Source organism: Bacillus sp. AFS041924, from assembly GCF_002577195.1.
Classification (GTDB): domain Bacteria; phylum Bacillota; class Bacilli; order Bacillales; family Bacillaceae_G; genus Gottfriedia.
The window spans coordinates 1-20,965 of the sequence record NZ_NULG01000116.1; the positions used below are offsets into that span (position 1 = coordinate 1).

Annotated in this window: 23 protein-coding genes; 19 read left to right on the forward strand and 4 right to left on the reverse strand. The window is 31.1% G+C overall.

The features are described 5' to 3' along the window. Positions 1–167 precede the first annotated feature (167 nt). The 6 genes from COC46_RS18940 (at position 168) to COC46_RS18965 (ending at position 6,167) form a co-directional block, all read left to right on the forward strand. Complete coding sequence (locus COC46_RS18940; protein ID WP_098811467.1) at positions 168–1,739, forward strand: L-lactate permease; 1,572 nt, start codon at positions 168–170, stop codon at positions 1,737–1,739. A 217-nt stretch (positions 1,740–1,956) separates the two neighbouring features. Next, a complete protein-coding gene (locus COC46_RS18945; protein ID WP_098811468.1) occupies positions 1,957–2,073 on the forward strand; it encodes a YjcZ family sporulation protein in 117 nt (38 codons plus the stop codon). Between the two features lie 204 nt (positions 2,074–2,277). Continuing rightward, positions 2,278–3,687 (forward strand): lysine 2,3-aminomutase, encoded by a 1,410-nt coding sequence (gene kamA, locus COC46_RS18950; RefSeq protein WP_098811469.1) that lies wholly within the window; start codon positions 2,278–2,280, stop codon positions 3,685–3,687. After that, positions 3,680–3,970 carry a YokU family protein gene (locus COC46_RS18955; RefSeq protein WP_098811470.1) on the forward strand — a complete coding sequence of 97 codons (291 nt, stop codon included), beginning with the start codon at positions 3,680–3,682 and terminating at the stop codon, positions 3,968–3,970. The genes kamA and COC46_RS18955 overlap by 8 nt, the downstream gene beginning before the upstream one ends. Positions 3,971–4,075: 105 nt before the next feature. Further along, positions 4,076–4,294, forward strand: a complete 219-nt coding sequence (locus COC46_RS18960) for a YozE family protein (RefSeq protein ID WP_098811471.1) — start codon at positions 4,076–4,078, stop codon at positions 4,292–4,294. Between the two features lie 403 nt (positions 4,295–4,697). After that, positions 4,698–6,167, forward strand: coding sequence for a recombinase family protein (locus tag COC46_RS18965; RefSeq protein ID WP_098811472.1), 1,470 nt, complete (start codon positions 4,698–4,700; stop codon positions 6,165–6,167). A gap of 101 nt (positions 6,168–6,268) precedes the next feature. Here COC46_RS18965 and COC46_RS18970 read toward each other — a convergent pair whose 3' ends face one another. Next, positions 6,269–6,871, reverse strand: a complete 603-nt coding sequence (locus tag COC46_RS18970) for a hypothetical protein (protein ID WP_098811473.1) — start codon at positions 6,869–6,871, stop codon at positions 6,269–6,271. Between the two features lie 352 nt (positions 6,872–7,223). Beyond that, positions 7,224–8,006, reverse strand: a complete 783-nt coding sequence (locus COC46_RS18975) for an alpha/beta fold hydrolase (protein WP_098811474.1) — start codon at positions 8,004–8,006, stop codon at positions 7,224–7,226. Between the two features lie 160 nt (positions 8,007–8,166). Between COC46_RS18975 and phaQ the strand changes: the two genes are divergently transcribed. From phaQ to COC46_RS18990, 4 genes are all read left to right on the forward strand, one after another. Next, positions 8,167–8,589, forward strand: coding sequence for a poly-beta-hydroxybutyrate-responsive repressor (phaQ, locus tag COC46_RS18980; RefSeq protein WP_098811475.1), 423 nt, complete (start codon positions 8,167–8,169; stop codon positions 8,587–8,589). Further along, a complete protein-coding gene (locus tag COC46_RS18985) occupies positions 8,586–9,164 on the forward strand; it encodes a hypothetical protein (RefSeq protein WP_098811476.1) in 579 nt (192 codons plus the stop codon). The genes phaQ and COC46_RS18985 overlap by 4 nt, the downstream gene beginning before the upstream one ends. Positions 9,165–9,324: 160 nt before the next feature. Further along, a complete protein-coding gene (locus COC46_RS22885) occupies positions 9,325–9,456 on the forward strand; it encodes a hypothetical protein (RefSeq protein WP_255294974.1) in 132 nt (43 codons plus the stop codon). A gap of 62 nt (positions 9,457–9,518) precedes the next feature. Further along, entirely contained in the window at positions 9,519–10,094 is a 576-nt protein-coding gene (locus COC46_RS18990) for a hypothetical protein (protein ID WP_098811477.1), read from the forward strand. A 13-nt stretch (positions 10,095–10,107) separates the two neighbouring features. Here the strand turns inward: COC46_RS18990 and COC46_RS22375 are convergent, their stop codons facing one another. Then, a complete protein-coding gene (locus tag COC46_RS22375; RefSeq protein ID WP_176545224.1) occupies positions 10,108–10,263 on the reverse strand; it encodes a hypothetical protein in 156 nt (51 codons plus the stop codon). 153 nt (positions 10,264–10,416) lie between these two features. Here COC46_RS22375 and COC46_RS18995 point away from each other — a divergent pair, with 153 nt between their 5' ends. Together COC46_RS18995 and COC46_RS19000 are read left to right on the forward strand one after the other, a co-directional pair. Next, the gene (locus COC46_RS18995) at positions 10,417–10,593 is read left to right on the forward strand and encodes a YozD family protein (RefSeq protein WP_087997714.1); all 177 of its coding nucleotides are present in this window, start codon (positions 10,417–10,419) and stop codon (positions 10,591–10,593) included. Between the two features lie 89 nt (positions 10,594–10,682). Then, a complete protein-coding gene (locus COC46_RS19000; RefSeq protein WP_098811478.1) occupies positions 10,683–11,306 on the forward strand; it encodes a phosphatase PAP2 family protein in 624 nt (207 codons plus the stop codon). Positions 11,307–11,558: 252 nt separating this feature from the next. On the opposite strand, the gene COC46_RS19005 is transcribed toward COC46_RS19000, so the two are convergent. Further along, positions 11,559–11,876, reverse strand: a complete 318-nt coding sequence (locus COC46_RS19005; RefSeq protein WP_098811479.1) for a thioredoxin family protein — start codon at positions 11,874–11,876, stop codon at positions 11,559–11,561. A 193-nt stretch (positions 11,877–12,069) separates the two neighbouring features. Between COC46_RS19005 and COC46_RS19010 the strand changes: the two genes are divergently transcribed. The 7 genes from COC46_RS19010 (at position 12,070) to COC46_RS19040 (ending at position 20,880) form a co-directional block, all read left to right on the forward strand. Next, positions 12,070–13,224: an exonuclease SbcCD subunit D gene (locus COC46_RS19010; protein WP_098811480.1), complete on the forward strand. Its 1,155-nt coding sequence runs from the start codon at positions 12,070–12,072 to the stop codon at positions 13,222–13,224. 2 nt (positions 13,225–13,226) lie between these two features. Continuing rightward, positions 13,227–16,307, forward strand: coding sequence for an AAA family ATPase (locus COC46_RS19015; RefSeq protein ID WP_098811481.1), 3,081 nt, complete (start codon positions 13,227–13,229; stop codon positions 16,305–16,307). Positions 16,308–16,579: 272 nt separating this feature from the next. Then, positions 16,580–17,389: a basic amino acid ABC transporter substrate-binding protein gene (locus tag COC46_RS19020; protein ID WP_098811482.1), complete on the forward strand. Its 810-nt coding sequence runs from the start codon at positions 16,580–16,582 to the stop codon at positions 17,387–17,389. Between the two features lie 64 nt (positions 17,390–17,453). Further along, a complete protein-coding gene (locus COC46_RS19025; RefSeq protein ID WP_098811483.1) occupies positions 17,454–18,110 on the forward strand; it encodes an amino acid ABC transporter permease in 657 nt (218 codons plus the stop codon). Further along, positions 18,107–18,829, forward strand: coding sequence for an amino acid ABC transporter ATP-binding protein (locus COC46_RS19030; RefSeq protein ID WP_098811484.1), 723 nt, complete (start codon positions 18,107–18,109; stop codon positions 18,827–18,829). The genes COC46_RS19025 and COC46_RS19030 overlap by 4 nt, the downstream gene beginning before the upstream one ends. Before the next feature lie 679 nt (positions 18,830–19,508). Beyond that, positions 19,509–20,438 carry a D-2-hydroxyacid dehydrogenase gene (locus COC46_RS19035; protein ID WP_098811485.1) on the forward strand — a complete coding sequence of 310 codons (930 nt, stop codon included), beginning with the start codon at positions 19,509–19,511 and terminating at the stop codon, positions 20,436–20,438. A gap of 130 nt (positions 20,439–20,568) precedes the next feature. Then, the gene (locus COC46_RS19040) at positions 20,569–20,880 is read left to right on the forward strand and encodes an MTH1187 family thiamine-binding protein (RefSeq protein WP_098811486.1); all 312 of its coding nucleotides are present in this window, start codon (positions 20,569–20,571) and stop codon (positions 20,878–20,880) included. The last annotated feature ends 85 nt before the right edge of the window (positions 20,881–20,965 follow it).

Consider the following 20,965-nt stretch of genomic DNA (forward strand, 5'->3'; position numbering starts at 1 on the left):
GTAATATTTATTTTAAAATTTTTACTAATAATATTAGGCAGCATTTTAAAAAATATAAAATAAACGTTTGTGAGTTTTTTTAACAAAAAATAAATAGGTGAGATTTTGTAGATATTTTTAACTAAATAAATGTTAAATCTATAAACCTAAACAAAGGAGAAAACAAAATGTTAGTAGATAGTTTTAATCCATTTGATAATCTTGCCATTTCAGCATTAGTAGCGGCTGTACCGATTCTTTTATTTCTTTTATGCTTAACAGTTTTTAAAATGAAAGGAATTTATGCAGCATTATTAAACCTTGGAATTACATTTATTATCGTACTGACAATATTTAAATTACCTATTAGTGAATCTATCGGTAGTGTAACTCAAGGAACAATCCAAGGATTATGGCCGATTGGCTATATCATTGTAATGGCTGTATGGTTATATAAAATAACAGTAGAATCAGGTAAGTTTGATATTTTACGTAGCAGTATAGTTGGGATATCAAGTGACCAACGTATTCAATTTTTATTAATTGGATTTTGCTTTAACGCATTTCTTGAAGGGGCAGCAGGATTTGGAGTACCGATAGCAATTTGTGCGGTATTACTAGTTTCAGTAGGCTTCAAACCATTACAAGCAGCAATGCTTTGTTTAATAGCTAACGGTGCATCTGGTGCATTTGGTGCAATTGGGATACCGGTGGGAATTATTGATACATTTGGATTACATGGTGTAACTTCAATGAAAGTTTCAATTATGACGGCATTAACATTACCGATTATTAACTTTACGATTCCATTTCTTTTAGTTTGGTTAATTGATGGATTTAAAGGTATTAAAGAAATTCTGCCTGCAATTTTAGTAACGTCTATTACTTATACAGTTTCTCAAGCATTTATGACAATCGTTTTAGGTCCAGAGTTAGCAGATATTATCCCTTCTTTATTAACTATGGGTGTTTTAGCATTATTTCTTAAAAAATGGCAACCTAAAAATATTTTTTTACTAAAAGGGAAAGAATTTAAAACTGAATCTTATACTATGGTTGATGTGATAAAAGCATGGTCACCATTTTATTTACTTACAATTTTCGTGTTAATTTGGAGCTTAAAATCATTTAAAGGTTTATTTGCTGAGGGAGGAGCACTCGCTTCAACTGTCATAAAATTCGTTGTACCGGGTTCCTCTATTAATGTCAGCATTGATCTAATCGGTGCAACAGGTACTGCAATATTATTAGCTGCATTTGTAACTATTTTTACTTCTAAATCAATAAATTTTAGTAAAGGTTTATCTCTACTAAAAAAGACAATTTCAGAGTTTTGGGTACCGATACTTATGATTTGTGCGATCATTAGTATTGCAAAATTAATGACTTATGGTGGATTAACAAGTGCTTTAAGCCAAGCGGTTGCACATACTGGAGATGCATTTCCATTTTTATCTCCAATTTTAGGCTGGATTGGTGTATTTATGACTGGTTCTGTAGTTAATAACAATACTTTATTTGCTCCAATTCAAGTTTCAGCTGGAAATATTTTAGGCACAAATCCTTCGTTATTAGTTTCTGCCAATACAGCTGGTGGGGTAATTGCAAAACTAGTTTCCCCTCAATCAATTGCAATCGCAACAGCTGCAGTAGGAGAAACAGGTAATGAATCTACATTAACCAAGATGACGTTAAAATATAGTTTTGGATTACTAGCATTCGTTTGTATTTGGACATTTATTTTATCACTTTTCTTTTAAAATTTACTCATACTATAAAGCCTTGAGAATTATTTTCTCAAGGCTTTTTTTATTCACTACTCGATTAAATCGTGTTAGGTGGCGATGCAAATTAAGACTTTGAGAATTAATATTCAATTTTACCTAAAATATAGACTATTGCCCATGTAACAAGGATTGTGAACCTAACATATACTTTATTGTGATTTCTAATAAGCAAGTGAAGGAGGCAATATATATGAAAGGTTATTCACCTTATTATGGCGGAGGCTTTGGATGTGGTGGAGGATTTGCGTTAATCGTTGTATTATTTATTTTATTAATTATCATCGGTGCAAGTATTGTAAATTTCTAAAAACTATTGAGCGTCAGCCACAGATACCGACTAACAACAAGTTAGTCGGTTTATTTCATTTTTACTTTTCATTCTTAGTGATTTCAATTAGTAGTCTTTTCACCAAGTTTTTATTAAGTGCATATAAAGAAGTAGGTATATAACTAGGAATTTCTACTTAACTAATTAAAATTAAATTGTCCTATTAAACAAGGAGGACCATAAATGAAAAATCAGCTTTATAAACCTCAAAGACATTGGAAAGATATCCCTTTATGGAAAGATGTTACGGAAGAACAATGGAACGACTGGTTATGGCAATTAACGAATACAGTAAGAACCTTAGACGATTTGAAGCAAGTGATCGATTTAACGAAGGATGAAGAAGAAGGAGTTAGAATATCTACAAAAACAATTCCTTTAAATATCACTCCATACTATGCTTCTTTAATGAATCCTACCGATCCTCGCTGTCCTATACGTATGCAATCTGTACCAATTAGTAAAGAATTAAATAAAACAAAATATGACTCCGAAGATCCACTAGGAGAGGATGAGGATAGTCCGGTACCAGGTTTAACGCATCGATATCCTGACCGAGTGCTATTTTTAGTGACAAATCAATGTTCAATGTATTGTCGCTACTGTACAAGAAGACGATTTTCAGGGCAAATCGGAATGGGCGTACCAAAAAAACAATTAGATGACGCGATTGCGTATATTCGTCAAAATGAAGAAATAAGAGACGTACTTATTTCAGGCGGAGATGGATTACTAATTAATGACAATATTTTAGAATATATTTTAAAAAATTTAAGGGCAATTGACCATCTAGAAATTATTAGAATTGGTACTAGAGCACCTGTTGTATTTCCACAAAGGATTACCGAAAACCTATGCGAAATTTTAAAAAAATACCACCCTGTATGGTTAAACACGCATTTTAATACGAGTATTGAAGTCACTGAAGAAGCAAAGAAGGCATGTGAAATGCTTGCAAATGCTGGTGTTCCAGTTGGAAATCAGTCTGTTATATTAACTGGAATTAACGACAGTGTACCGATAATGAAAAAGTTAATGCATGACTTAGTAAAAATTAGAGTAAGACCATATTATATTTATCAATGTGATTTATCAGAAGGAATTGGTCATTTTAGAGCACCAGTAGCAAAAGGTTTAGAGATTATTGAAGGGTTACGAGGACATACTTCTGGTTATGCAGTACCTACCTTTGTAGTTGATGCACCTGGTGGTGGAGGTAAAATTTCTCTTCAACCAAACTATATCGTCTCTCAAAGTAGTAAAAAAACAGTGTTACGAAATTTTGAGGGAGTAATTACATCTTATCCGGAGCCTGAAAACTATAAAGAAGATACAGCTGAAGAATATTTTTCACTAGTGTATCCTGATTATTTAAATAAAGCTGCTAAAGTTGGAATTGCTAGTATCATGACTGATCAAGTGCAAAGTCTGATCCCGGCAGATTTAGAAAGAATGAAAAAGAGAGAGCAATACCAAACAGATCCAGATCATAGTTCATTAAAGAATAAAAGAGAAAAAAGGGATGAATTAAAAGAGAAAAAATATCAAGCGCAAATTCAAAAAATGGATGGAAGTGTAAAGAAAGATGAATAATACATTAAAATGTGATTGGTGTGGAGAAGAGAATGTACAAGAAACAAAAGCTGTTGTACATTGGGAGTTACCAGATGGTTCTCGAGCAATCACAATTACGGATGTACCATCACTTCATTGTGAAAAGTGTAAATTTACCTATCAAAAGGAAGAAATGGTCAAATCAATAGAAGATCAGCTATTTCTTATTTCAACAAAACAACTTCCAGCTTCCATTGCATTTGATGATTTAATGAAGCAGCCGAGATTATTAAAAAGAAATTATTTTGACTTCTCGTCATAGAACGAGTATTTTTAAATTATAAAATAACTCTGCATTACAAGTTATTAAATAGTAACAACCTTTTAATAAAGAGACAAAATAATGAATAAAAATTGAGGGAGAATCATGAGAAAGTCATTTTACCATTATATGATGAAACATAGAAACTATAAAATTCCTAATGAAATTGGAATATTAGCAGATCATCTTTTTAATGATCACTCGTTTCCAAAACAATCTTCCAGCTATGATGAAATTAGCTCTTACTTAGAATTTGATGGAACTTTCCATCAATCGATGAGCGTTTTTGATGAAGCTTGGAAATTATATGAAGAAGATCAGTAAGATGCGACTTAGTTAAATCTAAGTTGCATCTTTTTTTGTAAATTAAACGCAAAAAAACTAGTCTGTATTTTAAATTAATTCCCTTTAAACCTTGATACTTCTTTTCCTAATTCCTTCTTATAAATTCTAAATACAAAATAGGCTAATCCCTTTTTTTATTTACTATGAAAATGACAGACAATTATCTATTGGTTGCATAGTATACAGTAAAAACGAATTAGTCACGACGAATGGAGAAGGAGGTAAGAAGTATTATGACAAAGAAAAAACAACCAAAATATAACGTAGATGATATTGTCGTGATAACGTTATATGGTACTGTCGGTAAGATAACAAATATTAACTTTCTATTTTTATTGGGAGATAATCACTTGGCCAAATTAGGAAAATATAAGGTGGTCCCATGTTAGCAGCAATATACCTCAGACTATCAAGAAATGAAGAGCAAAAAGATGTGGAAGAGGTTTTACTTAATCATAAAAACGCTTTAATTAAATTAGCAAACCAACATAATTTAAAATATATTATTTATCAGGAAATATCGAGTGGAGTAAATACCGAACGGGAACAATTAAATTTGTTATTAAAGAAAATCCATGAATTTGATTATTTAATTATTATGGATATTGATCGTCTTTCACGTGATAATGCACATGCTGAACAAATTAAGCAATTATTAATATTAAATGATATAAAAATATTAACACCTCAAGGGAAAATAGATTTATCCCAGGAAACCAATGAAATGTTATTTTCCTTTCAAGCAGTATTGGCTAACTTTGAATATAAGCAAATAAAAAAGCGTTTATCTAGAGGTAGATTAGCAGCAGCTGAGCAAGGAAAGTGGGTAATGAGCAATAAGACTCCACTTGGATATCGTAAAAATTCGGATAAAAGATTAGAAATAGTTGAAGATGAAGCAAAGATCATTCGATATATATTCGATAAATCTTTAGAAAGAGTTTCTGTAAATGAAATAGCGCGACAGTTAAATATGTTAAATTGGAGGAGTAGACAAGGTAAAATCCTTACTACATCTCATATTAGTCAACTTAGAGTGAATCCAGTTTATTATGGAGTGATTCAAGCTAGTAGACGTATTCATCATAAGATAATTGATGAAGTATTTATTGAAAACGCCCATGAGGCAATTATTAGTAAAGAAAAATTTTTTGCGGTCCAAAATTTATTACAAGATAATAAAAAAGTCTATTTTCAAAAACGAAAAGCAATTCGGAGGTTACAAAATTTAATTTTTTGTAATTGCTGTGGTCGAAAGCGATATATTCAAAAAGATAACTCGAGTTCTGATTTTATTAAATCTTGTTCATATAAAATTTCAAATAATCAATGTAAAGATCGAGGCTATAAATATCATCTAGTCGAAGAATTTGTTTTAAAAAGTATTAAAGACAAAAAATCAGAGTTTAAAATAGCACTAAAAATGCTAGATTCTCAGAAAACTATAGAGCTAGAAAATAGATTTATGAATGAACTTGACTCTTTAATGAAGCAAAAAGACAAAATGAATAAACGACAAAATAATATTAGAGAAATGAGGATGGATGGAGAAATTAATAAATTTGAATTTGAAGAATTAAAAAATGAAAATAGAGTTCAATTAAATCAAATTAATGAACAAATTGAACACTATAAAACTCAAATTGAAAATCTACGAAGAAGTGAAGAAAATGCCCAAAAAATACAAAAGATTATTGAAACATTGGACCATTTAGAAGAAATCGACCCAGAACTATGCAATCTGTTTTTGAAGTCATTTATTAAAAAAATATGGTTTAGTAGTAATATGGATTCGAGTCATGATACGACTCGAAATAAAAAAGTTGCCACCATTAAAATAGAATGGATTTAATTTCTAAAAACAAAAATCATTATAAACCAAAATTAAAACAAGTTTAGTTATATCTGAAAAGATACGACTGAACTTGTTTTAGCAATACCCACAATAAAAATTTACCCATTATTGATTAATTTGACTAAATCATTAAAATATTTTTCAGCTTCCTTGGTGCTTCGTGCATTTTTTAATTTTTTCTTTAAAACATTGTAATGTAAATCAACTTCTTTATTTGTAGCATGATCCCTATGATCATTCTCATTATTTTGTTCGATTGCATCGACAACACTAGTATCGTTTTGATACACCTTCGAAGAATCACTTGCCTTTTCGTTCGCTTTCTTCTCATTTTCTATTTCAGCTAGTGTATTGCTAAAATCAGTAATTTTATCATTAACGTTCTTATCGACCAATTTTTCTAGATATGCACCGCCGCTAATTCCACAAATAAAAGCAAAAATAATTACAGATGCAGGGGTTGGATGAGTTGTCGTTACGACTGCGATGAGGTATGATGCACAACCTGCCATCGCACCAAGAATTATTTCTCGCTTAGAACCAAGTGAATATCTTTCTCTACCATCAGAATCTTTAAAATGATAACTTTTTATGTAGCCTTCATTTGCTAATAATATATTCGCGTATCCGCCTATTGCACCAATAATGATTGATAGAATGATAAGAAATAAATCAAATGTCTGTAACAGATTTTCATACATATTTGGCCCCTCCTTTTTTGTAAACTATATGGAGGCTTTTTTTATAATAGAACAGTAGATTCTATTCGTTTAGATCGGTCTATTGTAACGAATTTGTGCAGAAGAAACAACCCATTTTCTGTGGGAATCAGGCTGGAAAGTTGCTTAACATTCAATATATTAATTTATTTACTTTAGCCCTGGAACGGGGAAGTTTTCAAGTATTTGATCATAAATATCTCAGACTGATTGAAATATATTTAATTCGAGACATTCAGGCTGATTAGGACCGCTGGTATGGTTTTAACTGATTAAACACTTAATGAAAAGATCGTTTTTCAACAGTCTGAGGATTTTGTTCTTACTTAATTTACTAAATCTTAACGGTTTTTTGTTTATTTATGAAGGAGCGTATAGTTTGATTAAATTTTTCTGCAACTTCCATTTTTGTTACATGGCCAGAATTTTTGAAAATCACTAATTTTGAATTAGGGATACTTTGATGCATTAGTAATTGGATCCATACTGGCGTTATCGTATCAAACTGACCACCAATTATAAGAGTAGGTACTTTTATCTTTGGTAATAACTCTCTATTATCCACCTTAAAACATTCTCTCATTGATTTATCATATCCTTCAGGATTCGGTCGATAATATTTTCTAAATTGTTTTAATGTCTCTTCTTCCCATGAAAATAAGCATGCTCTTACCGTCATCTCACTTAGCTGTTGTGGGGTAAAGACTTTTGAACGTAACATTTTAAAATGTAAAAACCATAAACCTATTATTCTTGGAGCGAAATGAAAGGTGCTAACTAGAATTAATGATCGACATCTTGCAGGTGCTTGGCGATAAATTTCTTGTGCAACTGTTCCGCCCATTGATAAACCTAATATATGAGCACTTTCAATGCCTAACTCATCCATTAAATCTAGTACATCTTTTGCGAAATTCTTAATTGATATGCCTTCAGTTAAATTATTTTCACCATGACCACGCAAATCAGGAATAATTAAATCGTATTCATCCGCTAGCTCATATTGTTTAAACCAGCCTTCTTTTACTTCGCCAAGGCCATGAATTAATACGAGAGGTTCTCCAGTACCTAATCGATTATAGTACAGTTTTATCGTTTCAGTCTTCGTAGCGTACAATTTTAATCACTCCTTTGGTAATTGTTTACCAAACTTTTTGACGATTAAACGGTATGATTTAAGTTTTTTGAAAATTTATACTAAATTATATTTGCCGTATTGACGGTATATTCATATATGTGTAAAATACACCTATAGATTTATTGTAGAGGTGTTACCAATGAACAATGAAAAAGATAAAAATATTACTCCTTCAAAAAACTTTATTATGCCTTTTATTCTTCTACTCCTTAGTCGTATGACACTTCACGGTTATGAATTAATTCAAAAGCTCCACGCATTCGGATTTCAAACACTTGATCAAGGGAATTTATATCGATTATTAAGACAACTAGAGAAAGAAAACCTTGTATTTTCAGAATGGGATACGAAAGGAAGCGGACCTGCTAAGCGCTGCTATTCAATTACTGAAACTGGAAAAGAATTCTTACGAGGTAATGCAAGGCAACTCGAACGTTATCAATCAATGCTAGATCAATTTTTCAAAATGTACACAAGTTTTCTTGAGCTCTACATGCCTCCATTACAAAGAGAGGATAAAATAGAGAAAAATTCGAAACAAAATGAGGAGGAAGAAATTTGACGGCACAAAAAGTTTCAAAGGTGGAACTACAAAAAATGGAAGTTGAGAAAGAAGAACAATATTTTATGGATCCTTTTTTTAACACACTTTGGGATCAATATGAAGGTAGTTTGACACATTTAAGAGAGAGCAGTGAGCAAAGATTAAATGCATATATGAAAGTGTTTAAAGAAACCAAGAAATTTAATGAGGAATATCGCAATGCAGTAAAAGGTTTATTTGGGGAAGTTAAGAACTTTAATCGTAATTTAAATGTAAGAACATCTAAAATTAGGATTGCAAAGACAGATGTTTCTAAAGATGTTCAATCAAGTTTAAATCAATTTGAAGAAGCCGTAAGTAAATTTAGTGAGTTATTATCTACCCCATTAAATGCTACATTTGAGTTATTTGAAAGATTAGAAGAGCAGTTTGAACTAGCTGGTGAAGACTACATAGAGAGTTTAAAGGAAAGAAATCGAGTTTGGTCATCATTAAATGATCATTATGCACAACAATTAAGAACAGCCCATGCAAGTTTTAATCATCAAATTGAGGATTGTTTTAAATTCATGTTTGGTGCTGTTAGTAAGTAAGAAAAACAGAGAACTGAAATATCCTAAAAAACAGCTCATAAATCAAGTGAGTTGTTTTTTTATGCAGATAAAAGGGATTATTAATTTTCCCTTTCCTTTTCTCCTCCTACCACGAACGATAGACTAGTACTCTGAATAGTCTATAGAGGGGTGTTTCTTCATGGAGCAGTTTAAATATGAAGAAATTGGTTCGATGAATGCAAAACTAGCTGCAGAAGCATTACTAAAATTAACTTTAAAAATAAAAAAAGAAGATATAAAAACAAATACTTCAAAAAAGCCACTCTCTTAAATCGTAGTGGTTTTTTTATTTAATAAGCCAATAAAAATAGAAAGTTAATAAATATTAAACTGATGGACGGCGTTTTTGTTTACGAAGTGAATAATCATGACGGACTTTATGTTGAGAATACTCTTCAACTTCTCAACGAATATGATGGAAAAAAACTTGAGAAGGAATGGATAGAGGTTAATTATTCATTTTCTTTCGGGGACCTTGTTCAAGTAAATGGATATGAGAAAGAAATTTTTCGAATTGTTGGATATCGTACAGAGGTATGGCGATATAAAAATGACGCGTGGGAAGATACAATTTATGAATTAGCGCGTATTACAGATGGGGAATGGTTAGAAGCCGATGAAACAGATTTAACGTTAATTGCTTCAGCACAAACTGCAAATGCAATTTTAAAGAAACTAAGAAATGATAAAAATGGTATTTCAAAACTAGACCTAGAAAAACTTCGCTCAATGAATGATTTTAATAAAAATAGAAATAAAACAACAAAACAAGAAATTATCGATGGCTTATTAGATATATATAATGATTACGCTGTTTTGTATTCAATCTTCCAAGATGAAGAATATAAAATTGTTATGGATCTAGTACTAAAAAATTTAAATAAATTCTCAGAAAAGAAAACAAATTGAGAGAGAGGATATTCTACAATAATTGTAGAATTATATGAATCATAAAAGGTATGCCTATCCCTATTAAAATAAAGAATGCAATTGTCGTCAGTTTTTCAACAGCTTCTTCAAACATTTCGTCATTAACCATAATTTCTTTTAAACTAGCTAGCTTGTCCATTTTTGTCATTGGTAATCTCGCCCCTTTAACATGTTTTAATTGAATATATGCTTGTCAATGTTGTATTATGCAAAAGGTTACATATTAATATTTTTTGTGCTTGGTAAGGTTTTTTTCATATTTTCTCATTTTTTACATATTAACTAGTAAGGGGTGATGCTAGTGAAAGAAATTGAGGTAGTTATTGATACGGAAGAAATAGCAGAATTTTTCTATCAACAGCTCATTCAGCGAGGATATGTTCCTGAGGAAGAGGAAATTGAAGAACTAGCGGATATTACTTTTGAGTACTTACTAGAAAAATGTATGATTGATGAAATTGATGAGGAAGATGAATAGTCATGGAAGTGGCGACGGGAGCTCTCGTCGTTTTTCTCTTTGTATCAATAGTACAAGCATAACAAACTGTGATAAAATTGGGGGATCGTATGAAAAAAAATAATTGGATACTTATTTTTACAGCTATATTTTTATTTGTTATTTTAGGATTAATTTATAATTCGAACATGATTCGAAGTTTAGACAATTCAGCGTTTAAGTTTTTCGAAATTATTCGGACAGATGCATTAGATTCATTTTGTTATTTCTTAAGAGATTTTGGTTCATCCAAGATGTACTTAACATTTGCTGTCATTATACTAATCTATTCCATCATTAGTAAGCAAATTTGGACGGGGATTTCATTTGTTATTACATTAGTAACTGCAAGAGTGGTTGTTTCATTATTAAAAGATGTATATGAAAGACCGCGACCTAGTTCAATGTACTATGTAGAAAGCGGATTTAGTTTCCCAAGTGGTCATGCTGTAATGGCTACATCTTTCTTTTTAACACTAGGCTTTCTTCTGATTGTTCTACAACCATCATTGATGAAACAAAAAAGAATTATTCAATTTATCGTCCTATCAATGATTTTTTTAATATCTATGAGCAGAATTTACTTACATGTACATCATTTCTCTGATATTATAGCTGGTTGGTTAGTCGGATACGCTTGGTACAGTATTTGTAAAAATGTATTTATTAATTTACATGAAAGAAGACAGCTATAAAAATTGAATCTGCAAAAATTACACTTATAAATGTATAGATCGAGATCGATCTGTTATAGGTGTTTTTTTTGTTTCTTGAACATGATTTATTTACGGTAAATATACTTGATATAAAAATAATGTATATTTTATAGTAGCAGCAGTTCGCTTATCGAATTCTCTTGAGCGAAAGCCATAAGTTGGAGTACTCTGTGTGATTTAGTAATTTTAGTAAAAAAACCACAAGGGATTCTCCTTGTGATTTCGTTAATATTATTCAAATGTTGATAAAAATTCTTCAACTGATTCTGGTGTTTTTGCGTTTGCGCTATGTAAGTGACCAATTTTTTCACCATTTTTATATACAAGTAAACTCGGAATTCCCATTACTTGCTGCTCACTAGCGATTTCAGGAAACTCATCGCGGTCCATTGTGTACCAAGTAAATGAAGGATGTTCTTCAATAACGTCTGGAATAAAAGCATCTAAACGTGTGCAATCTGGGCACCATGTTGCATAAAATTTTACCACGATTGGCTTTTCACTTTTTATAACTTCCTCATATTTTTTTACATCTACTATTTTTTCCATAATTGCCTCCTAAGTGTTAATAGGTATATTTTGTCTCATAATGATTAGTATTTCAATTATTTTAGCTTAATAATGCACTTTTATAATTTAAGTTAATTAAAAGCATACAAACGTTCGTATGTTGATGTAAAATATAATATAGAAAAGCTGTGATTATTATTAGCAAAGTAATAAAAATAATGAGGTGTATATAATGAAGTTTATTCATACAGCAGATTGGCACCTTGGTAAGATTGTACATGGTGTACATATGACTGAAGACCAACGAGCCATCTTAGATGAGTTCATTTCAATTATTAAAGAAGAAAAACCAGACGCAGTTGTTATAGCTGGCGATTTATATGATAAAAGTGTTTCTCCAACTGAAGCAATTGAATTGTTAAATGAAGTATTCCATAAAATTGTCATTGAATGTAATACACCAATTCTTGCAATAGCTGGAAATCATGATAGTGCTGAACGAATTGAATTTGGAAGTCGTTTTATGGAAAAAGAAAGTTTATTTTTAGTAGGGAAGTTTCAAACTCCTTTTAAGAAAGTTATATTACATGATGAAGAAGGGGAAGTTCATTTTTATTTAATTCCGTATGCCGAACCTAGTATTGTCCGTTATATTTTACAAAACGAGGATATTCAATCACATGATGATGCAATGAAAGCAATTATTAATAAAATTCGAGATGAAGAATTAGACCCTTCAGTTCGAAATGTCTTTGTTGGACATGCTTTCGTAACAAATAATGGCGATCCATCAGATGAAGAGACAGAAGGTGAACGTACACTTTCAATAGGTGGTGCTGAGTACGTATCGCATCATAATTTTAAGCATTTTAATTATACTGCGCTTGGTCATTTACATCGTGCCCATTACGTAGGCAATCAATCAATACGCTATTCGGGTTCTCCTTTAAAATACTCACTTTCAGAAGAAAACCATAAAAAAGGCTGTTTAATTGTTGAGATAAAAGGAAATGGTGAACTAACAGTTGTTAAGAAAGATTTTCACCCAATTCGAGATTTAAGATCAATAGAAGGGACAATTGAGGAAATCAGACAACATCCTGTTAATCAAGACTATGTATTTGTAAAATTAACCGATGAACATGTAGTTGTACAACCGATGGAGCAAATTAGAACGGTTTATCCTAATGCGATGCACGTTAGTCGTAAGCGTACAACTGTACAATCAGATCAATCAAATCAATTGAGTTTAGTAGAAAAAAGATCGAAAAATCAGCTCGAGTTGTTCCAGTCTTTTTATAAAGAAATGAAAAATGAAGATTTAAAACATGAAGACGAACAATTTATGAAGGATATAATTCATGACATCTTTGTAAGGGAGGAATAGATTTGAAGCCATTAAAAGTAGTACTTCATGCATTTGGACCATACAAAGATAAAGTACATGTTGATTTTAGTCGCCTAAATGAAAAAGGATTATTTGCAATCACTGGACCAACTGGTGCTGGTAAAACAACGATATTTGATGGAATTTGTTTTGCACTTTTTGGAGAAGCAAGCGGTGAAAATAGGAATGATCAAACATTACTTCGAAGCCATTTTGCAGATGATGATCTATATACAAGCGTAGAGTTGACTTTCGAATTAAAAGGAAATCAATTTAATATTTTTAGACAAAAAGGTCATCAGAAGAAACAAAATAAAGGAATCACCGGCGATAAAATCGAGTTTTATAAAATTGAGAATAACGAAAAAGTTCCTTATTGCCAGGAATTTAATAAAACATCGATTGTTAACAAAAAAGTAGAAGAATTACTAGGAATCAATGCAGATCAATTTAAACAAATTGTCCTGCTTCCACAAGGTGAATTTAGAAAATTATTAGTTTCAGATACAAAAGAAAAGGAAGAAATTTTACGTAAAATTTTCAGAACAGAACTTTATGAAAAGGTATCTGAAACCTTGAATTCAGAAAGAAAAAAAATGGAAAGTCACTTTAATAATTTAAAGCAAAAAATCGTTATTAAATTAGAAGTAATTGAAAAATTATTAAGTGAAAAAGGAATTCAACTATCTGACGATACTCAAATTAATCTACATTTAGTGAATGACATTTTGACTGAACATATCACAAGTATAATAGATGATTTAAAAAGACTTGAAGAAAGTGAAAAAATACAAAAATCACAATTAGAGGCTATGCAACAAAAGTTGTTTTCAGCACAGGCGCATAATAAAAACATTGATCGATTACATGAGTTAAATGAATTATTAACAATGTTAAAGGAACAAGAGTTAGAAGTTGAAGATAAGAAACTAAGAATAAAATTAGCAACTAATGCTGAAAAAGTGTTACCTATCAAAACCGAGCTTGAGAAGTTAAATCACTCACTTCAAGAAACTAACAATAAATTATTAGTTGAAATTGAAAGTTTAAAAGAAACACTCTTTAAAATTGAACAAATTTCTGCTGAAGTAGCAACTCTACCTGAAGAACATAAAAAACTTGGTAGTTTTGAAAGTCAATTGGTTAATCTATTAGCTTTAAAAGATGATATCGATCTTTTTCAAAAGCTAAAAATCGAATTCGCTAATAAGTCTAATCAACTTCATGTGATTGAAAATGATGAAAAGTCATTACAAATGGATGTAAAGAATGAAAGTGAAGAATTAAAACAATTAAAACTAAGCTTAAATGAATTAGAAGGTATTCATGAACAGTGGGCTAAAATTTCCTTATTAAACAAAGAAATTTCACTAAAAGGTGGATTTGCAAAACGTATCGTTTTTGCAAAGAAAGATTTAGAGCAAAAATTAAATGATTATCGTATGAAAAATTTAGAACATCTAAACTTAAAAAATGAACTTGACCGAATTGAGCTTGAAATGCATCAGCAAAAAGCAGCTTTTTTAGCGAAAGATTTAAAGGATCAAGAGCAATGTCCAGTTTGCGGAAGTACCCACCATCCATCTCTTGCTAAATTTAATGGATCTGTAAATGAAGATGAAGCTGAAAAATTAAAATTGCAAGTCAATCAACATCAGACTGAACTCGCTACAATTCAGGGAGAGATTAGAAGCATAGAAAACACATTGAAAAACGATGAACAGTCGTTTTTTGAAGAGCATGGACAGTTTGATTTCACAAACGAAAGCCTAAAATTTCTTGCGAAAGAATTTAAAGATAATGAATTAATCTTAAACAAACTGAATGAGAAAAAGGCTGATTTCGAAAAGATTAATAAATTAATTAAAACGAAAGAACAACTAATTAATGATTTAACTTTAAAAGTTACTGAGAAAGCCGAAGTAATGAATAAATTAATAAATGAAATAAATGAATTAAAAATTAACATTGTACAAATTGAATCAAGATTACCTGAATCTTTAAGAACTCTTGAAAAATGGCAATTAGAAAAAAACGAAATTGAAAAAAATATTTCTATTTTAAAAGCGAAAATCTCAAAAGTTGAAGCAGAACACAACATGCTAACCGAGCAAAAAACGGTTAAAGAGACAACTCGTTCACATCTTGAAAACGAAGTATCAAAATTAAAAGAAGATATTCAAAATACAACGATTGTTTATCATGAAAAATTATCTGAGTATCAGTTTAATGTCGAATCAGAGTTTATTAATGCTATTAAATATATCCAATTAATTGATCAATATCGAAACGATCTATCGATGTTTGAGGAAAATCTTCAAAGATTAAGCACTGAAAAAGAGTTACTTGAAAAACAAGTGCAATCGATGGAAAAAATAGACGAAACTGATCTTAAAATTAACTTGGAAGAAATTACTCAAAATACAGATCAAATTGTAAATGAAATGATCCGTTTACAAGAGTTAAATAAACGATTAGACCAATTGAAAACCGATCTACAAATCTATCAAGAGGATTTTGTAAGAACCGAACAAAGATTAGCAGGCTTAACTGATTTATATAAAGTTACAAAAGGCGATAATGATAAAATGATTTCGTTTGAACGATATGTTTTATTAGATTATTTTGAACAAATTATTGAATCAGCAAATATCCGACTAGATCATTTATCTAACGGACAATTCCAATTACAACGAAAAGATGCAGTTGAAAAAGGAAGAAAACAAAGTGGTTTAGGACTAGAAGTTTATGATTCCTATACTGGACTAGCCAGAGACGTAAAAACTTTATCTGGTGGAGAGCAGTTTAATGCGTCACTTTGTTTAGCTCTAGGTATGGCAGACATTATTCAAGCGCATAAAGGTGGCGTATCAATCGATACGTTGTTTATAGATGAAGGATTTGGTTCACTAGATGATGAATTATTGACAAAAGCAATTGATACACTAATTCAGCTTCAAAAATCGGGTCGTTTAATTGGCGTTATTTCCCATGTGCAAGATGTGAAAGATGCAATGCCAGCAGTCATTGAAGTTCATAAAACAAATAAAGGATATTCGGAGTTATCAATTCTAATTAAATAATATGAAATGAAAGCCGGAAACAAGATGTTTGTTTCCGGTTTATTAAATTTACAAATAAGTTTTCTAAAATGAAATATATATATAATAAGAGACAAGTAATAAAATTTTTAGTCAAACTGGATGTTGGAGGAATTTAACAATATCTGACATAGTATTGCATAATTAAACAAGAATAGATATAATTATAAAAAATCTTAATATATTAAATTTTCAATATATTACATCTAATCAAAAAAAAAAATTACATATTTAAACTAATTGGGGGTATTTAAATGAAAAAGTTTAAGACACTATCGATTGCATTTGCAGTTTCAACAGCTCTAATTTTAACGGGATGTGGAAAGGATGCCAAAACGACTGGATCAGCGGACAAACCATTAAGAGTTGTTACTGATGCTGCATATGCACCATTTGAATATCTTGAAAACGGTAAAATAGTTGGTTTTGATGTTGATTTTACAAATGCCGTTGCTAAAGAGGCTGGATTAAAAATAAAAATTGTCAATACTGGCTGGGATCCTTTATTTGCTGAAATTGGTGGAAAGACTGCAGATATTGGTATGTCATCTATCTCAATTAACGCAGATCGTGAGAAAACATATGATTTTACGACTCCATATTTTCTTTCAATCAACAAAATCTTAGTTCCTGAAGGTAGTAGTATAAAATCAGCTGCAGATTTAAAAGGAAAAGTTGTAGCAGTGCAAAATGGAACAACAGGCCAAGAAGCAGTTGAAAAAATGTTTGGAAAGAACAATAAAAATCTAAAAAAATTCGAAAATAACAATTTAGCAATTTTAGAGCTTCTTAGTGGCGGAGCTGATGCAGTAGTAGCAGATAATGGAGTACTTGAAGCTTATGCAAAAAATAACCCTGATAAAAAGCTAGTAGTTATTGATGATAAAAATAGTTTTGAACCTGAATACTACGGCTTATTACTTCAAGATGGAAGTAAATTAAAAGGTAAATTAGATAAAGCCATTAAAGAAGTAGTAAACAATGGAACTTATGAAACAATTTATAAAGATCATTTCGGTTCAGAGCCAGATCTTGAAACATTAAAGGCAGAAGAAAATAAATAGTAGATTAATAATTGCGTAACGCAACTTCTGTGTTACGCAATTTTAAGTAAATGGGGGAAAAGAAATGGGATTTGATTTTGAAATTGTAAAAGAATACATACCGTATTTTTTAAGAGGAACTGGTTATACGATTGGATTATCGTTGGTCGGGATCTTTCTAGGTACCATAATCGGACTATTTATTGGATTGGGCAAAATGCAATCAAACAAATGGTTAGCACTACCATTTGTATGGTATATCAATTTTTTTAGAGGAACACCATTATTTGTTCAAATTCTTTTAATTCACTTTGGTGTTGTTCCTTATTTTATTGGTGAAACAAATGCTGTCGCAGCTGCTATCATTGCACTTTCATTAAATGCTGGTGCATATATTGCTGAAATATTTCGTGCAGGAATCCAATCGATTGAAAGAGGACAAATGGAGGCATCTCGCTCTTTAGGTTTGACACATGGACAAGCAATGAGATATGTTATTTTACCTCAAGCCGTAAAGCGTATGATCCCTCCCCTTGGTAATGAATTTATTGTATTAATTAAAGAATCTTCTATAGCAGCTATTATTGCAGCTCCTGAACTTATGTATTGGAGTAAAGCAATGCAAGGTCAATATTACAGAGTATGGGAACCATATTTAACTGCTGCAGTAATCTATCTAGTACTTACATTAACATTAAGCTTTGTATTAAATCGTATCGAAAGAAGGTTGACAATAGGATGATTAAAGTCGAAAAACTTAAAAAGTCATTTGGTTCGCTAGAAGTATTAAAGGATATCAATATTACCATTCAACCACGTGAAGTATGCGTTGTGATTGGTCCTTCTGGTTCAGGAAAATCAACCTTCCTTAGATGTTTAAATATGTTAGAAACAATTACAGCCGGAAAAGTATTGATCGAGGATGTCGATCTAACAGCTAAAAAGACTAATATAAACAAAATTCGGACTGAAGTGGGCATGGTATTTCAACATTTTAATTTATTCCCGCATCTAACAGTTTTAGAAAATATTATTCTAGCTCCTAAAAAAGTTAGAAATAAACCGAACGATATTGCAAGAACAAAAGCATTAGAACTACTAAAAAAGGTCGGGCTCTCAGATAAAGCTAATGTGTATCCAGACTCTCTATCTGGTGGACAAAAGCAACGTGTAGCCATTGCTAGAGCGCTCGCGATGGAACCTAAAATCATGTTGTTTGACGAACCAACCTCTGCCCTTGACCCTGAGATGGTCGGAGAAGTATTAGAAGTTATGAAGCAATTAGCGAAAGAAGGCATGACAATGGTTATTGTGACACACGAAATGGGTTTTGCACGAGAAGTTGGTGACCGCGTCATTTTTATGGATCAGGGCTACATAGTAGAAGAAAACGATCCAGGTCAAATATTTGATTTCCCAAAACATGAGCGTACAAAAAGTTTCTTAAGTAAAGTATTATAAGGAATGAGGCTGTTCCATTAGGCAGGTTAAGTGATATATTGTGTAATTAGTAAAGACAAACCTTATCTTGTAAACGCCGGAGTTACCCTGAGGGTATATTTCGGCGTCTTTTTTATGTGGACGATTTTAGCAATGATACTTAAAGAAAAATAGTAGATTCTATTAACTTTTCAACCCGAATAAACAAAATTAAAACAATTTTGCTAGTTTATTTTTTAAAAGCCTCTAACTTTTGCCCAATTTTAAGCGATAATACCATAACAGGTATGGGTATTTCTTTCTCTTATTTGCGATTATTAAAGTTTTATTTGCAGTTTTGCTATTTTTATTTGCGATTCTCTAATTTTAATTGCAGTTCTGCCAATTTTAATTGCGATTTTAGAATTTTAATTGCAGTTCGTACTTTATTTGCAAAGTTAAATCTTTTAATTGCGCACCTCACACGCTTGTTTGCGGTCCAGCCTCTATTTTTAACGTGATTTTAGAATTTTATTTGCAGTTTATTTGCACAATAAATCTTTATAATGCGGTCCTCACACGCTTGCTTTCAAATTTGTTATACCATCAACTAAACTTCTTTTACAGTTTCATTTTATAGTAATTTTAGAAGGGCTTTCTTTTCATTCTTTTCGAAATAGTATGATAAAATTTATTTAGGACATGAAAAGGAGGAAGGGCAATGGAAATTCAAAAAATTTTAGTAACTAGCCGAATTCATCATAAGCTGAAAGATATTATTGAATCTCATAATCTATCAAAAGAATTTCGTTTTATACCAGAAGATCAAGTAACAAAAGAGGATTATGAATGGGCTGATACGTATGTTGGTTTTCGTCCAACGCCTAATTTTGAATTTGGAAATATCAAGTGGGTTCATTCTTTAGCAGCTGGTGTAGATAGTTTTATGAAAATTAAATGGAAGAATGATGTTTTATTAACTCGAACGATTGATGTTTTTGGTCCAAAAATGAGCCAATATTGTTTAAGTTACATTCTTCAGGATGCACAATTACACGAACAATTTTCAAGTTTACAGTCTGTAAACAAGTGGGAATTTCACATACCGAAATCATTAGAAGATCAAAAAGTAGTCATTTATGGTACTGGTGAAATTGGAGGATATATCGGAAAAGTTTTATCGACCTTAGGAATGCAAGTATATGGAGTTTCGATGAGTGGTAATCAAAAACCATTTTTTGAAAAAGTAGTAACATTCCAAGAAGCGAACACAATTTTAGATGATGCAGATTGGATTATTAGTGTTCTTCCTTCTACGAATGAAACAAAAAATATATTAAATATGGATACATTCAAACATTTAAACAATGTAGGGTTTATAAATGTTGGTAGAGGGGCGACTGTATGCGAAGACTCTTTAAAAGAAGCTTTGTATAATGGCAATATTAGAAAAGCGATTTTAGATGTTTTTGCTATTGAACCACTTCCAGCCGATTCAGAATTATGGCAAATGCCAAATGTAAAAATAACACCACATATATCAGCAGTTACTTTACCTAACGATGGTGTGAAGTGTTTTGTTGAGACTCTTTCAAAATTAGAAAATAACGAGAGTGTAAGAAATGGAGTGAAGATTGAAAAGGGCTACTAATTAGATGAAGGTATTAACTTTTCAAAATGAAGATTTTAAAACAATAAATGCTCTTAAAAATTTTTCATTTTTATGGTAAACATGTTAGGATAAACAAGTAACAATTTGATTAATAAAGGAGTATTCAAAAATGGCAATTATTGACGTTTCAATTGTACCAATCGGCACTGAAACACCTAGCGTGAGTGCTTATGTAGCAAATATACATAAAGTTTTAGAAAAGTATGATGGTGAGGTAAAATACCAGCTTACACCTATGAATACAATTATTGAAGGTGAATTACCACTATTATTAAAAGTTGTCCAAGAAATGCATGAAGTACCATTTGCAAATGGAATTTCAAGAGTTGCGACGACTATTCGAATTGATGATCGCCGAGACAAGAAGAGCACAATGGAAGGTAAGTTAGCTTCTGTTAAAGCTAAACTTGAACAAAACTAATTAGGTCTTTATTAAGTGACTAGGTCTAACGGCTTTTAGTCACTTTTTTTATCATTCGAAAATAATTGTGTGATTATTTCGAATA